General features: G+C 44.0%; 17 protein-coding genes. 13 read left to right on the forward strand and 4 right to left on the reverse strand.

Translation table 11 applies throughout. The features are described from left to right. Window positions 1-3: 3 nt before the first annotated feature. Window positions 4-300, forward strand: coding sequence for an integration host factor subunit alpha (locus tag K5X84_RS05680; RefSeq protein WP_054487565.1), 297 nt, complete (start codon window positions 4-6; stop codon window positions 298-300). A 45-nt stretch (window positions 301-345) separates the two neighbouring features. Here K5X84_RS05680 and K5X84_RS05685 read toward each other — a convergent pair whose 3' ends face one another. From K5X84_RS05685 to K5X84_RS05695, 3 genes are all read right to left on the reverse strand, one after another. Next, window positions 346-1023: a ChrR family anti-sigma-E factor gene (locus K5X84_RS05685; protein ID WP_222236908.1), complete on the reverse strand. Its 678-nt coding sequence runs from the start codon at window positions 1021-1023 to the stop codon at window positions 346-348. Then, window positions 1013-1633: a sigma-70 family RNA polymerase sigma factor gene (locus K5X84_RS05690; RefSeq protein ID WP_054487569.1), complete on the reverse strand. Its 621-nt coding sequence runs from the start codon at window positions 1631-1633 to the stop codon at window positions 1013-1015. Before K5X84_RS05690 ends, K5X84_RS05685 begins: the two co-directional genes overlap by 11 nt. Window positions 1634-1721: 88 nt before the next feature. Further along, window positions 1722-2300: an LON peptidase substrate-binding domain-containing protein gene (locus K5X84_RS05695; RefSeq protein WP_054487571.1), complete on the reverse strand. Its 579-nt coding sequence runs from the start codon at window positions 2298-2300 to the stop codon at window positions 1722-1724. A 145-nt stretch (window positions 2301-2445) separates the two neighbouring features. On the opposite strand from K5X84_RS05695, the gene K5X84_RS05700 reads away from it, so the two are divergent. From K5X84_RS05700 to K5X84_RS05750, 11 genes are all read left to right on the forward strand, one after another. Then, window positions 2446-3381 carry a YbgA family protein gene (locus tag K5X84_RS05700; protein WP_222236996.1) on the forward strand — a complete coding sequence of 312 codons (936 nt, stop codon included), beginning with the start codon at window positions 2446-2448 and terminating at the stop codon, window positions 3379-3381. A 2-nt stretch (window positions 3382-3383) separates the two neighbouring features. Continuing rightward, the gene (gene phrB / locus K5X84_RS05705) at window positions 3384-4790 is read left to right on the forward strand and encodes a deoxyribodipyrimidine photo-lyase (RefSeq protein ID WP_222236909.1); all 1407 of its coding nucleotides are present in this window, start codon (window positions 3384-3386) and stop codon (window positions 4788-4790) included. After that, entirely contained in the window at window positions 4783-5217 is a 435-nt protein-coding gene (locus tag K5X84_RS05710; RefSeq protein ID WP_054487575.1) for a nuclear transport factor 2 family protein, read from the forward strand. The genes phrB and K5X84_RS05710 overlap by 8 nt, the downstream gene beginning before the upstream one ends. After that, on the forward strand, window positions 5214-5942 hold the full coding sequence (locus tag K5X84_RS05715; RefSeq protein WP_199494692.1) for an SDR family NAD(P)-dependent oxidoreductase: 729 nt from the start codon (window positions 5214-5216) through the stop codon (window positions 5940-5942). Before K5X84_RS05710 ends, K5X84_RS05715 begins: the two co-directional genes overlap by 4 nt. Next, window positions 5942-7216: an NAD(P)/FAD-dependent oxidoreductase gene (locus tag K5X84_RS05720; protein WP_222236910.1), complete on the forward strand. Its 1275-nt coding sequence runs from the start codon at window positions 5942-5944 to the stop codon at window positions 7214-7216. The genes K5X84_RS05715 and K5X84_RS05720 overlap by 1 nt, the downstream gene beginning before the upstream one ends. Continuing rightward, window positions 7213-7935 carry a DUF1365 domain-containing protein gene (locus K5X84_RS05725; protein WP_222236911.1) on the forward strand — a complete coding sequence of 241 codons (723 nt, stop codon included), beginning with the start codon at window positions 7213-7215 and terminating at the stop codon, window positions 7933-7935. The genes K5X84_RS05720 and K5X84_RS05725 overlap by 4 nt, the downstream gene beginning before the upstream one ends. A gap of 21 nt (window positions 7936-7956) precedes the next feature. After that, window positions 7957-9195 carry an SAM-dependent methyltransferase gene (locus K5X84_RS05730; RefSeq protein WP_222236912.1) on the forward strand — a complete coding sequence of 413 codons (1239 nt, stop codon included), beginning with the start codon at window positions 7957-7959 and terminating at the stop codon, window positions 9193-9195. Further along, window positions 9195-9695 carry a DUF2878 domain-containing protein gene (locus K5X84_RS05735; protein ID WP_199494688.1) on the forward strand — a complete coding sequence of 167 codons (501 nt, stop codon included), beginning with the start codon at window positions 9195-9197 and terminating at the stop codon, window positions 9693-9695. The genes K5X84_RS05730 and K5X84_RS05735 overlap by 1 nt, the downstream gene beginning before the upstream one ends. A gap of 4 nt (window positions 9696-9699) precedes the next feature. Then, complete coding sequence (locus K5X84_RS05740) at window positions 9700-10206, forward strand: chalcone isomerase family protein (protein ID WP_054487586.1); 507 nt, start codon at window positions 9700-9702, stop codon at window positions 10204-10206. A gap of 1 nt (window position 10207) precedes the next feature. Beyond that, window positions 10208-10735, forward strand: a complete 528-nt coding sequence (locus K5X84_RS05745; RefSeq protein WP_054487588.1) for a DUF3833 domain-containing protein — start codon at window positions 10208-10210, stop codon at window positions 10733-10735. Window positions 10736-10819: 84 nt separating this feature from the next. Next, window positions 10820-11077: a DUF3912 family protein gene (locus tag K5X84_RS05750; protein WP_054487590.1), complete on the forward strand. Its 258-nt coding sequence runs from the start codon at window positions 10820-10822 to the stop codon at window positions 11075-11077. 59 nt (window positions 11078-11136) lie between these two features. Here K5X84_RS05750 and K5X84_RS05755 read toward each other — a convergent pair whose 3' ends face one another. Then, window positions 11137-11556: a hypothetical protein gene (locus K5X84_RS05755; protein WP_222236913.1), complete on the reverse strand. Its 420-nt coding sequence runs from the start codon at window positions 11554-11556 to the stop codon at window positions 11137-11139. A 140-nt stretch (window positions 11557-11696) separates the two neighbouring features. Between K5X84_RS05755 and K5X84_RS05760 the strand changes: the two genes are divergently transcribed. After that, window positions 11697-12458, forward strand: a complete 762-nt coding sequence (locus K5X84_RS05760; RefSeq protein WP_271331419.1) for a Nif3-like dinuclear metal center hexameric protein — start codon at window positions 11697-11699, stop codon at window positions 12456-12458. Window positions 12459-12469 lie beyond the last annotated feature (11 nt).

Consider the following 12469-nt stretch of genomic DNA (forward strand, 5'->3'; position numbering starts at 1 on the left):
ACTATGGCGCTGACCAAAGCAGAATTGGCGGAAGTACTGTTCGACAAATACGGTATTAGTAAACAAGATGCCAAAGTGTTGGTTGAAGATTTTTTTGAAGAAATCAGAGTTGCTTTGGAAAAAGGGGAGCAAGTGAAGTTGTCAGGTTTTGGCAACTTTGAACTGCGAACCAAAAATCAGCGCCCTGGCCGTAATCCTAAAACGGGTGAAGAAATTCCAATTTCGGCGCGTCGCGTGGTTACTTTTAAACCCGGGCAAAAATTTAAAAGCCGTGTAGAAAACGCAGAGCCTGAAGGTTAACTTCAGGCTCTTTTCGTATTTAGGTACTAAATTTTATTACTTGAATTAGCGAAAGAACAACTGGCTAAAGGGGTTTAATAAACGACTGATGCCAGAAGTAAAATGCAGTGGTGCATCTAATGTTGCCAGAGTTAAGCAATCTTCATCCTGTGTCTCCGGTGTATGCGTTCTGCTTGGATCCAACAAAATAAAATCACCATCTCTGTATTCATTTTTCTCATCGTTAAAAACGCCATCAATGACCAATGTCGCTTCCTGACCTTTGTGCGTATGCTCAGGCACTTTTGCACCGGGCGCCATATAGATAAGGTTAGTTTGGTTACCGTTATCCAACGTCAAAGGTGCTCTCCAGAGTTTTCCGACCAGCTTAGACCATTCACCAATACGATGGCTATTGTGAGCTAAAGTGCGGGGCAGAGTGAATCGACGACCTTCCAGAGAAAGTATCTCATTTGGCTGACGAGTCTGCTTGTTACATGCTGAAGACGCAAAGATAGCTTCAAGCATTTGATCGCACTGAGACTTGCTCATGGTAGTGCTGGCGACACTAACAAGAGTATCCAGGTTTTCTTCACACAGCTTTTGTTCAATTTCACACACTGTTTGACGACATGCTTTACACATATCGATGTGTGTCCCAACGACAAGGGTCATCGCTGCACTTAAGTCACCTGCAGCGTACTGGTATAAAAGGCCTTCGCCTGGATGTGATTTAATTATCATCGACTATCAACTCTTTCAATTTTTTTAATGCTAGACGAGTACGGGACTTAATTGTCCCCAAAGGAACTCCCAATGCATCGGATACTTCTTGCTGGGACTTGCCTTCAATATAAATCTTTTCTATAACAACGCGTTGTGCGTCAGGCAGTTGTGCGTAATAAAACGAAATTTCCTGCATTAACACATCATGATCTAACGCATAACCGTCATCGAGACTGTCGTTTTGTTCAGAGAGGATAGGCCATAGTTCATCGGCACTAATATCGTCTTTACGTTTTTTGTTCTTACGGAGTAAGTCAAAACGAATATTACGCGCTATGGTAAATATCCATGTAGAAGGTGAACCACGGTCAGGCTTGAACAAATGCGCTTTATGCCAGACGTTTGTCATGGTTTCCTGGACTAAGTCCATAGCGGTTTGTTCATTACCAAATTGTCTTGTAGCGTAGGATTGCAGTTTTGGTGCAAATTGCCTGAAAAGTTCACTAAAGGCAGCACGACTTCTATTTTCTGCGATCTTTGCCAGCAGTTCCGCTGCTCTATCTGCAGCGTCTGTCTGGGTGGTAGTCATAGACCCCCGAGTCGATGTTCTTTCTGACATCATTTGCATAATTAGACCTGCTACTTTTGTTCACTAGTTCTAACTATTACGGGGTGCTAAAAAAAAAGATCACCCGGATGGCAGAATATTTATTCAATTAACGAATTAAGTCTAGCAGATATTCCTTTGCTTTAAGACAATTTTCGCATCGAATAAGTTCTTGTTTGGTGTAAACATCCAATGGCAGTATTTCAAGCCAACGAGAACAGATCCAATCAAGATTTTCGTAGCCCAGGTCAGGCAGCAGTTCAGAAAGTTCCGGGTAGGTTTCAAAAGCTTCTTGAAGCCGGGTCTTTAACTTATTTGAGGTTGCATCAAGCGCAAGTTCCGGCCAGTTCTCAAGGTATTCAATTTTGCCGAACCTGAGCTTGTCATTTTCCGACCAGTGTTCATCGATTCGAACCCGGTTTTTGCCTTCAACGGTAATACCTAATAAGCCGTCATCTCGCGGTTCAAAGTCAATGATTTTCACTGTGGTTGCATAAGGCAGCAAATAGTCAGCAGATGTCGCGGCATGTTCATTATTGAACATGGCTACAACAAATTCGCTGTCGTTCTGCAGACACTCTTTAACTAACCGAGTATAGCGAGGCTCGAACACTTTTAGTTTCATGCGCCCGCCCGGCATTATATGCGCTGTGAGCGGGAATAGCGGTAACTGCTGATACTGCTGCATATAACCTCATTTGGTTAGCGACTTTGAACATTTAACAAACATTACGTCGGCGCGGGTCTTGTTGGATCTTTTTTATCTTGTAAATGACAAACTATTTTTAGCGATATACCGTAGGTTATCATCAGGAAACGTGAATAAGGATAACATTGTGAAACTAAAGGTTGGTATCAGTTCCTGTTTGATGGGTGACGAAGTCAGGTTTGATGGGGGACATAAAAAATCTTCTTTCTGTGTCGATGAGCTAAGCCGACACATTCAGCTTGTACGTTTTTGTCCGGAGGTTGGAATAGGAATGCCGGTGCCCAGACCAACCATTAGACTTGAACAGCACGATACTGTTCAAGCGGTGGTGCCTAAGACGGGGCAAAATGTAACAAAAGACTTAGCGACTTTTGCTGACAAGGTTCAGGTTAAAGTTGATGAGCTGAGTGGCTATATTCTTTGTGCTAAGTCGCCCAGTTGCGGTATGGAGCGTGTTAAGTTGTATGATCCCGAAACCGGCCATGCGCAAAAAGCGGGAATGGGTATTTTTGCAGCCCGGCTTAAGGAGAATAATCCGGCTTTACCTTTAGAAGAAGACGGGCGGTTGAATGACCCTCACTTGCGCGAAAACTTCGTTATGCGCGTCTATGTTTTTAATCAGTGGAAAGAAGTTAGGAATAACCTTTCAAAACATCGGCTTTTGCAGTTTCACCAAAGTTGCAAGTTGCTGTTGCTGGCTCACAACCAGCAGGCTTACCGTGAACTGGGCAAACGTCTGGGCGAGCAGGATGTTATTGACGACGTATTTGCTCAACAATACATTATCGACGTTATGGACGCTTTAGCTAAACCGGCGTCGCGTAAAAACCATACCAACGTACTTCAACATATTCAGGGCTATTTTAAAGCCGATCTTGAACAGCGACGCAGGGAAGAACTGAGCGACATAATTCTTCAGTATCATGACGGTATTTTACCGCTTATGTCCCCACTCACACTAATACGACATTATCTCAGAGAGTTTCCAAAAGAGTATCTGGAAGGTCAGTGGTACCTGAAACCGTACCCTGAAGATTTAAAATTACGTTATGGGCTATAGAAATGCGTGACGCAATTTGGTTCCGTAGTGACTTGAGAATGTTAGATAACCCGGCGTTACTTCATGCCTGTAAAAGTGATGAAGCGCCGGTTGCTGTATTTTTTGCCTGTTATGAAACCTGGGATAACCATAACTGGGCGCCAATAAAAGTCGATTTTCTTTGGCGTAACCTGAAGAGTCTACAACAAGATTTAGCAGATAACGGAATTGAGCTTGAAGTCAGGTTGGTTCCAAAATTCAGCCAGGTTCCGGGGGCGCTTAGGCAGTTTTGCCGTGAACATGAAGTTAAGCGGGTTCATATTAACGCAGAGTATGCGCTCGATGAAAAACGTCGGGACGCAGCGGTAGAAGCTGTACTCAGCAACGATGATATCGAACTTATAACTTACCATGGAAACTTACTGGTTGCCCCCGGACAAGTCAGGACGCAGCAGGGTGATTATTATAAGAAGTTCACTCCTTTTAACCGACGTTGGCGACAAGTTATCAGCGAGCTAGGGCAAAATGACCCCTCAAAAATTACCCCCTACACCATGGTAAAGGCCAAAGGGCTTCCGGAGCTTCCTTTTAAAAGTAAGGATTCGTCTGACTGGAGTGCAGGAGAGCAAGAAGCTTTGGGTAAGTTAGGGCAGTTTGTTGGCCATAGTGTATCGCAGTATAAAAGCGCCAGAGACATACCGGCGGAAAGTGGCACCTCAAAACTTTCTGCTTATTTAGCCTTGGGTGTTGTCGGCCCGCAAACCGCGGCGCGTGCGCTGCATCAGTTTTCCCCGGAGTTTCCTTTTGGGCTGCCGTCAGGAGCAGATACCTGGCTTACTGAGTTAGCCTGGCGCGAATTTTATCAGCATCTTATGTATTTTGTGCCACGCTTATCTAAGGGTGAAAGTTTTCAGGCTGAAACCGATAGTATTCAATGGTTAGACGACAGTGACGCCTTTCAACGTTGGTGTGAGGGTCGTACAGGATACCCAATTGTTGACGCCGGAATGCGTCAATTGACATCAACTGGATGGATGCACAACCGCTTAAGGATGATTACAGCTAATTTTCTGGTAAAAGATCTACTAGTGGACTGGCGAAAAGGCGAAGCTTTCTTTATGCAGCATTTGATTGACGGAAGTTTTCCGGCAAACAATGGCGGCTGGCAATGGAGCGCTTCGGTTGGTACCGATGCAGTTCCGTATTTTAGAGTTTTCAATCCTGTTAAACAAAGTGAGAAGTTTGATCCTGAAGGGGAATACATTCGTAAATGGGTACACGAGCTTAAGGAAGTACCAACAAAGTATATTCACTGGCCTCATAGTTGGCTTCAGCAACAAAGCAGTAATAACTATTGCGAACCCGTAGTTGAGCATAAGTTTGCTCGAGAGCGATTCTTAACAACGTTTAAGCAGGTGAAAAATGGATAACAGTGAATTAGTTGAAAAGTTAAAAGACTTTTACGACGAGCTAAAAACCGAAAACCTCGACGACTTAGATGATCTCTATCACGAGGAAATTTCCTTTACTGATCCTATTCAGCATGTGGTTGGGCTAGAGGATTTTCGTAAGTATTTAAAGCACACAATGGAGAATGTGGAATATTGCCACTTCGCATTTGATGATGAGTGTGTTGGTGAGGGGCAAGCTTTTCTGGCCTGGCAAATGCGTTATGCGCACCCTAAATTAGCTAACGGTATGGAAATTATTCTGCCGGGGGTTTCTTACCTGACTTTTGAAGATGGCAAAATTAGAGAGCAACGAGATTATTATGACCTCGGCGCCATGCTATACGAGCACGTGCCTCTGGTCGGTTATGTTATTGATAAAATTAAACAGAGGCTGACAGACGAATGAAAGTCTTAATTACGGGTGCTTCCTCAGGTATTGGCCGGCAGCTTGCGCTGGACTATGCAGCCGACGGGAATATGGTTGTCGTTTGCGGCCGCAATAACGAGGCTCTTAGTGAGTTGCAGAAGCAATACCCTGAACAAATATCGTGTGCCGCTTTTGATATTACCAATAAAGAGTCTGCCAAGGCTTCGCTAAAAGAAGTCGAAAACATTGATGTCGCCATATTATGCGCGGGTGTCTGCGAGTACCTGAATGTTGCAGAGTTTGATGCGGACATGTTTGAGCGCGTATTTAAAGTTAATGTTTTTGGCACCATGAATTGTGTAGAAGCCTTGTTGCCACAGTTTAACGATTCAGCACATCTGGTTATTGTCGACAGCCTGGCTCGTCTTCTGCCTTTCACCAAAGCTCAGGCATACGGTGGCTCTAAAGCAGCGATGCATTATATTGCCAGAAGCCTGGAAGTGGATTTAAAGCCGAAAGGGATTAAGGTTCAGACAGTGTCCCCAGGCTTTGTTAAAACACCAATGACAGATGCCAATGATTTTGAAATGCCGATGCGCGTTGATGTTGAGTTTGCGTCTCAGGCAATCATTAAAGGAATTAAAAAGGGTAAGCGGGATATCGCATTCCCGTGGCTCTTCAGCAGCCTTTTGAAATTCATGTCAATTTTACCCGAAAGCATTCAAGTTAAATTATCAGAACAAATGGCAAGGAAGCAGCAGTAATGAAGATAGCCGTTATAGGAAGTGGTATTGCGGGTTTAACAAGCGCTTATTATTTGAGTAAAGAGCATCAGGTGAGCGTTTATGAGAAGAATGATTACATTGGTGGCCATACCTGTACTCGTGATATAAAAATTAACGGTAATATGTTTGCTGTTGATACCGGATTTATCGTTTTTAATGATAAAACTTATCCAAGGTTCAAACGCTTACTAAGCGAACTAAAGGTCGTGTGGCGGGATACTGAAATGAGCTTTAGTGTGCGCGACCCGAAATCAGGGTTGGAGTTTAACGGCCATAATTTGAATACCTTGTTCGCGCAGCGAAAAAACTTGTTCAGCTTGTCATTTTATCGACTTCTAAAGGGCATTCTTAAGTTCAACGAGGCGGCTAAAAAGGCATTAGAAGGCGACGTCAATGAGCTTGATAATGTTACCTTATCGGAGTTTCTGACTGAACATGATATTCCGGCGCCCGTTTCTGAATACTATTTGCTGCCGATGGTTTCAGCCATTTGGTCGGCAAGCCTTGCAGATGCTAAGGATTTTCCCCTCGGGTTCTTCCTGCGCTTTTTTAATAATCACGGTTTGCTCAATGTCAGTGACCGGCCTCAATGGCATACCCTGGTGGGCGGCTCTCATGCCTATATACCAAGGCTGACAGAACCCTTTAAGGAAAGCATTCACTTAAACAGTGAGATCGTGACAGTAAAGCGGCAGAAAGAGCAGGTTGTTTTAGTATTCAGTAGCGGGAAAGAAGAGTTTTTTGATGAAGTGATATTTGCCTGTCACAGTGATCAGACTTTGGCTTTGCTGCATGATGCAACAGAAGCAGAGAAAGACGTTCTGGGGGCTATTGAGTACTGTCCAAATGATGTCGTTCTTCATACCGATGAAAAATTACTACCGAAGAACCGGCGTGCCTGGGCGAGCTGGAACTACCTTCTGCGTGAAGAAGAGGCAGCAGCAATGCAACCGAGCTCTGTTACTTACAATATGAATATTCTGCAGGGGTTGCAGTGTGATAAGACGGTTTGTGTCACATTAAACAATACTGCGGCTATTGACCCAGAAAAAATAATTGAGGAATTCACCTATGATCACCCTCAATATTCGGTGGCATCTTTAAAAGCAAGAGCTAAGCGTGATCTTATTTGTGGTAAAAATAACACCCATTTTGCCGGCGCTTATTGGTATAACGGATTCCATGAGGATGGTGTCAGAAGTGCTATAGATGTTGTTAACAGGCTAAATGCCGCGGCAATTGAAAACTCATGAACAGCGTAATTTATTGGGGCGATGTTTTTCACGTAAGGCATCGGCCTAAGCACCACGCATTTAACTATAAGTTCCAGCAGTGGTGTATCGATTTATCTGAGCTCGACGACGTCCATCGTTTAAGCCGCTGGATGTCATGTAAAGGTTTTGCCCCTTTGTGGTTTCGTCGAAAAGATTACCTGAAAGATGAAGAGGGCACCCTGCATCAGGCGGCGTTGAAGAAAATGTCCTCCCTCGCTGGAAAAACGTTAACCGGTCATGTTTTTTTTGTGGGTAATATACGAACTTTTGGCATTTTCTTTAGCCCGGTAAACTTTTACTTTCTTCAGCAGGAAACCGGTGAATTTACTTATATGCTGGCTGAAGTTAGTAATACTCCATGGCTGCAACGCCATTATTATTTAGTTGATTTATCGGAAGACTCGCCTAAAACAACGAAACAGTTTCATGTCTCACCTTTTAACCCAATGGATATGACTTACCATTGGGAGATTACCCCGCCTAATGAGAACTTAAAAATTATTTTAAGTGCTCACCAGGAAAACAAAGATTTTGTTGCCGGAATGAAATTAAATCGGCAACCGCTAAACCGTAGTGCGATTTACCGCGTATTAAGAACAACACCTTTCATGGCCATAAAAATTATTGGTGGCATTTATTGGCAGGCGTTAAAGCTTTTTATCAAGCGGGTTCCATTTTACGGAAACCCTGGTAGTTAAATAATCAGAAGGCAAGTTTGTATGTCCAGTGGTGAAACGACTATGGTGGCGCCTATTCAATACGGCGTGTGGGATAAATTATTCCGAACTATCGCATTTAAATTATTAGCGCATTTGGAATATGGCCAGCTAACGATAAAAGAAAAAGGCACGTTCATTGATACCTTTGGTCATGCCGATAAAGAGCTTAGCGCTGAAATTGATGTTAAGGACTCTTCTTTTTATCGTCGCCTGGTAACCGGGGGAAGTATTGGTGCAGCCGAACTTTATATCGATAAGCACTGGGATACTCCCGATTTAACCGCTGTTATCCGGGTTTTTGCACGCAATTTGCCGGCGCTGGATAAACTGGAAACTCGTCTGGCTTGGTTAACTTTTCCGTTTAATAAATACCAGCATTGGAGTAACCGGAATCATAAAGGCCAGGCTAAAAAGAATATTTCAGCTCACTATGACTTGGGTAACGAGCTCTATACTCGCTTTCTAGACGAAGCGATGCAGTATTCAAGTGCATTGTTCCTGGATGCAGCTGATTCTTTAGAGCAGGCTCAATGTAATAAAATGAAGCGCTTATGCGACTCTTTGGCATTAAAACCTGACGATCATTTATTGGAAATAGGTACCGGCTGGGGTGGCCTGGCAGTTTACGCTGCGAAACATTATGGCTGCCGGGTTACTACAACTACGATATCAGAAGAGCAGTTTCAGTACGCTAAAGAGCAAGTTGAGGCCGCCGGTCTCTCCGATAAAATTGAATTGCTCAAACGAGATTACCGGGACCTGGAAGGGCAGTATGACAAGTTGGTTTCCGTTGAAATGATAGAAGCCGTTGGCAAAGAGTATTTGCCAACCTTCTTCCGTACCTGCAATAAGCTTTTAAAAGAAGACGGGAAAATGTCATTGCAGGCTATAACTATTGCTGATCAGCGTGCGGCATCGTACGCGCGCTCCGTCGATTTTATCCAAAAGCACATCTTTCCAGGAGGCTTTTTGCCTTCGTTAAGCCAGATGACTCAGCTATTTACGCGTTATACCGACTTAGTTGTTCGTGATGTACATGACTTTGGTCTAAGTTACGCAAAAACACTAAGGCAATGGGAAGAACGTTTTAACAGCCACCAGAAGGAACTGGAAGAACTTGGCTACGATGAGCGGTTCTCGCGGTTATGGAATTATTATTTTAGCTATTGTGAAGGTGGCTTTCTTGAACAGCGAGTTTCTGTTGTTCAGGTTACGGCCAGCAAAGCGCAGGCTTACTAATGACTTCTATTCAGCACAAAATAGTCAGCTTCGTTCTATTTAACGCGTTGTGGTTTAGCGCTGTGGCGGGTCGTGACAGTTATATCATTCTTAGCGGTGTTCTGTTGGCATTGCAGTTTGTTTATAGCGTTGGGGTTGTCAAAGTCAGCTGGACTTTAATTCTGCGCTTATTCGCAGTTGGACTGTTACTGGAGGCCATAAGCATAAGCCTGGGGGTGATTGACTTTGCCGGCGGTTACTTCCCTTTATGGTTAGCTATGCTGTGGCTTGGCTTTTCATCCATGGCACCGGTTGCTCTGGACTGGTTAGCTCCGAAACCTATTTTTGCGGTTCTGGTTGGTGCTGTATCCGGGCCTATAACCTATATTGCTGGTGTGGAGTTAAACGCCGCCACAATTGATTCAATGCCGCTGGTCATTGCCTGTTATGCGGTCATATGGGGATTAATGATGGCCTACTTTGTTTTCTCCATGTCACCCAAAAAAGAGTCGGGAGAGTGAAGTTATGAGGTTTACATTATTTGGTTTATTGGCGCTTTTCAGCGTCAACCTTTTCGCCGCCGAATGCTCGCAGTCGGTGCCTGGTAACTTCAGTAAGGTTGGAGAAACCCGGTTAAGTGTTTATTTCTGGGATGTTTACGATGCGACCTTGTTCAGCCCGTCAGGGAATTATGAAAAGAATGAGCGTCAAGCGCTGTTATTAGAGTACCTGCGCGATATTAAAGCGAAAGATTTAATAGAGACGACAGAAGAAGAATGGCAGAAGCTGGAGCTTGACCGTGAAAAGCACAAAGACTGGTTAGCGCAATTAGATTCAATTTGGCCGAATATAGAAGAAGGAGACTGCCTCTTACTGGTTGAAGATGAAGAGGGATCGGCCGAGTTTTATCAAGGCGAAAAACTCCTGGGAACCATTAAAGACAAAGAGTTCACAGAACAGTTTTTAGCCATTTGGTTATCTGAAAACAGCCGTTTTCGTTCGGAAAGAAACGAATTGATTGGAGAGAAATAGTATGCAGTTATTTAAAGTGATAGCGGTAACCGTTCTGCTTTTTTTAGTGTCCGCTTGCTCTACCGGAATTGATGCTTACAAGAGTGAAAAGCCAGAATTAAAACTGGAAGAGTTTTTTAATGGTGAGCTTGTAGCTTATGGCATGGTTCAGGACTATAGCGGCGAAGTTATTCAGCGTTTTGAAGTGACTATGACCGGCACCTGGCAGGGTAATGAAGGTGTTCTTGATGAACATTTTACCTATGCCGATGGTCGTGAAGAGCGCCGCGTCTGGCGTATAACAAAAACAGGGCCTAACAGTTACGAAGGGCGCGCAGATGATGTAAAAGGCGTAGCCAGAGGGACGACTGCGGGTAACGTATTAAACTGGGGCTATCAGCTAGAAGTAGAGGTTGATGGTGAACCCATGGTTTTGACACTGGATGACTGGCTTTATCTGATTGATGAAGACAATATGATCAATCGAACGGATATGTCCAAGTGGGGCTTCCCGGTAGGAGAGATCACGCTCTATATTGGTAAGAAATAAATATCAAGAATCTCTGTCAGCGACCGATAATAGGAGTATAATCCAGAGTATTGGTCAAGCCTTAAAAGGTTTAGGGAAGCTGCAGTGGCAATAAATTATCCGACATTTTCTTACAACAACCCCCGCATACAAGGGCAGACGGTTTTTATTAAGCGTGGTCCGCATCAGGGGAAGTTAGGGATAGTCGTAAAAACATTGGATAACGAACGGTTTCTTGTTTCTCAGGCCGAGTTTGGCTCTGAGCAGGTAATCTTTAAACGCAGTGACTTTTTAGTGCATCGTTATCGTAAAATCAAGGTGCCGATTGACCGCGTAGCGGGTAAGAACCCCGATGTTTTATAAGCAAAAAAGATAAACAAAAAAGCGACCTTAGGGTCGCTTTTTGCTTTACGGGCTAGGATTTACGCTGTACCACGAGGCAAGCGGCAATCACTTCCTTTATTTTCCAACTTTTGCTTCCATAACTCTTTTGCGGTTAAACCGCCAGAACTGGATTTTTTAGCCGGTGACTGCTTCGCTGTCGATTTTTTAGCGGCAGGCTTTTTCTCAGTCTTTTTCTTAGGCTCAGCTTTTTTCGCGGCCGGTTTCTTGGCTTCAGTCTTTTTGGGTTCAGACTTTTTAGTTTCAGATTTTTTAGGCGCTGACTTTTTCTCTTTACCCAGAGCTTTAGCTTCATCTGCTAATTGTGCCAGGCGCACATTTTTGCCACCATCAACGCTGTACCAGCCGTTGCTGCTTTCAATTTTAGGCTTTTTACCGTGAGCCTTTTGATAAGCTTCGGTATATTCAGCGAGTACCTTTTCTTTATCCAGTTTGCTCATTCAATTGTTCCTTTATTCAAGGTTTGTTTTAAAAGGTTTGTATAAAAATACTTCACCCTTCGTTTATACCGTTTTTTCGGATTATTGTCTAATTTCGGGTAAACTTAAGCCTATTTGCACAGTGAATTTGGTTTTTAATTATGTCGATTACAAGAAACGAGTTACAAAACTACCTTAATACTCTATTAAACAGTAACCAAATTAAGGACTACTGCCCGAATGGTTTACAGGTCGAAGGCAAGGCTGAAATAAGCAAAGTTATTACCGGGGTTACGGCATGCCAGGCCTTGGTTGATAGAGCCGTTTCTGAAGGCGCCGACGCAATACTTGTTCATCATGGCTACTTTTGGAAAGGTGAGCCTGCCGAGGTCACAGGTATGAAGAAACGACGGTTACAACAGTTGTTGAACAATGACATCAACCTGTTTGCTTATCACTTGCCTCTGGATGTTCACCCTGAGCTTGGCAATAACGCCCAACTGGCAAAATTAATGGGTTGGCATTTCGATGGTGCGGTCGACTCTTCTGATCCCGCATGCCCTCTGGTCACAGGTCGTTTAGAACAACCTATGCTCGATGATGAGGTGGCAGCTCATTTGGAGGAGAAGTTAAAACGGCAGCTGGTTTGCCGTGTCACTGGGGGGCATAAAATTGAAAAAGTCGCCTGGTGTACCGGCGGTGGGCAAGGATTTATTGATAGAGCTGCCCAACTGGGTGTTGATGCCTTTATTACAGGTGAGGTTTCAGAACCGACCATTCATAGTGCCCGTGAACAGAATGTTGCCTTCTTTGCGGCCGGGCACCACGCTACTGAGCGTTACGGTGTTAAAGCGCTGGGGGAGCATTTAGCTGAACACTTCAAACTTGAGGTTAAGTTCATTGATATCGATAGTCCGGCTTAAGAGAAGCGCTA

Source organism: Idiomarina abyssalis, from assembly GCF_019797805.1.
Classification (GTDB): Bacteria; Pseudomonadota; Gammaproteobacteria; order Enterobacterales; family Alteromonadaceae; genus Idiomarina; species Idiomarina abyssalis.

Excerpts from the sequence above, each read along its gene's own strand:
- K5X84_RS05730 (WP_222236912.1), top strand. The coding sequence starts at position 7,957 with ATGTCCAGTGGTGAAACGACTATGGTGGCGCCTATTCAATACGGCGTG.
- K5X84_RS05685 (WP_222236908.1), bottom strand. The coding sequence starts at position 1,023 with ATGATAATTAAATCACATCCAGGCGAAGGCCTTTTATACCAGTACGCT.
- K5X84_RS05720 (WP_222236910.1), top strand. The coding sequence starts at position 5,942 with ATGAAGATAGCCGTTATAGGAAGTGGTATTGCGGGTTTAACAAGCGCT.
- K5X84_RS05690 (WP_054487569.1), bottom strand. The coding sequence starts at position 1,633 with ATGCAAATGATGTCAGAAAGAACATCGACTCGGGGGTCTATGACTACC.
- K5X84_RS05725 (WP_222236911.1), top strand. The coding sequence starts at position 7,213 with ATGAACAGCGTAATTTATTGGGGCGATGTTTTTCACGTAAGGCATCGG.
- phrB (WP_222236909.1), top strand. The coding sequence starts at position 3,384 with ATGCGTGACGCAATTTGGTTCCGTAGTGACTTGAGAATGTTAGATAAC.
- K5X84_RS05710 (WP_054487575.1), top strand. The coding sequence starts at position 4,783 with ATGGATAACAGTGAATTAGTTGAAAAGTTAAAAGACTTTTACGACGAG.
- K5X84_RS05760 (WP_271331419.1), top strand. The coding sequence starts at position 11,697 with ATGTCGATTACAAGAAACGAGTTACAAAACTACCTTAATACTCTATTA.
- K5X84_RS05715 (WP_199494692.1), top strand. The coding sequence starts at position 5,214 with ATGAAAGTCTTAATTACGGGTGCTTCCTCAGGTATTGGCCGGCAGCTT.
- K5X84_RS05735 (WP_199494688.1), top strand. The coding sequence starts at position 9,195 with ATGACTTCTATTCAGCACAAAATAGTCAGCTTCGTTCTATTTAACGCG.
- K5X84_RS05755 (WP_222236913.1), bottom strand. The coding sequence starts at position 11,556 with ATGAGCAAACTGGATAAAGAAAAGGTACTCGCTGAATATACCGAAGCT.
- K5X84_RS05695 (WP_054487571.1), bottom strand. The coding sequence starts at position 2,300 with ATGCAGCAGTATCAGCAGTTACCGCTATTCCCGCTCACAGCGCATATA.
- K5X84_RS05680 (WP_054487565.1), top strand. The coding sequence starts at position 4 with ATGGCGCTGACCAAAGCAGAATTGGCGGAAGTACTGTTCGACAAATAC.
- K5X84_RS05745 (WP_054487588.1), top strand. The coding sequence starts at position 10,208 with ATGCAGTTATTTAAAGTGATAGCGGTAACCGTTCTGCTTTTTTTAGTG.
- K5X84_RS05740 (WP_054487586.1), top strand. The coding sequence starts at position 9,700 with ATGAGGTTTACATTATTTGGTTTATTGGCGCTTTTCAGCGTCAACCTT.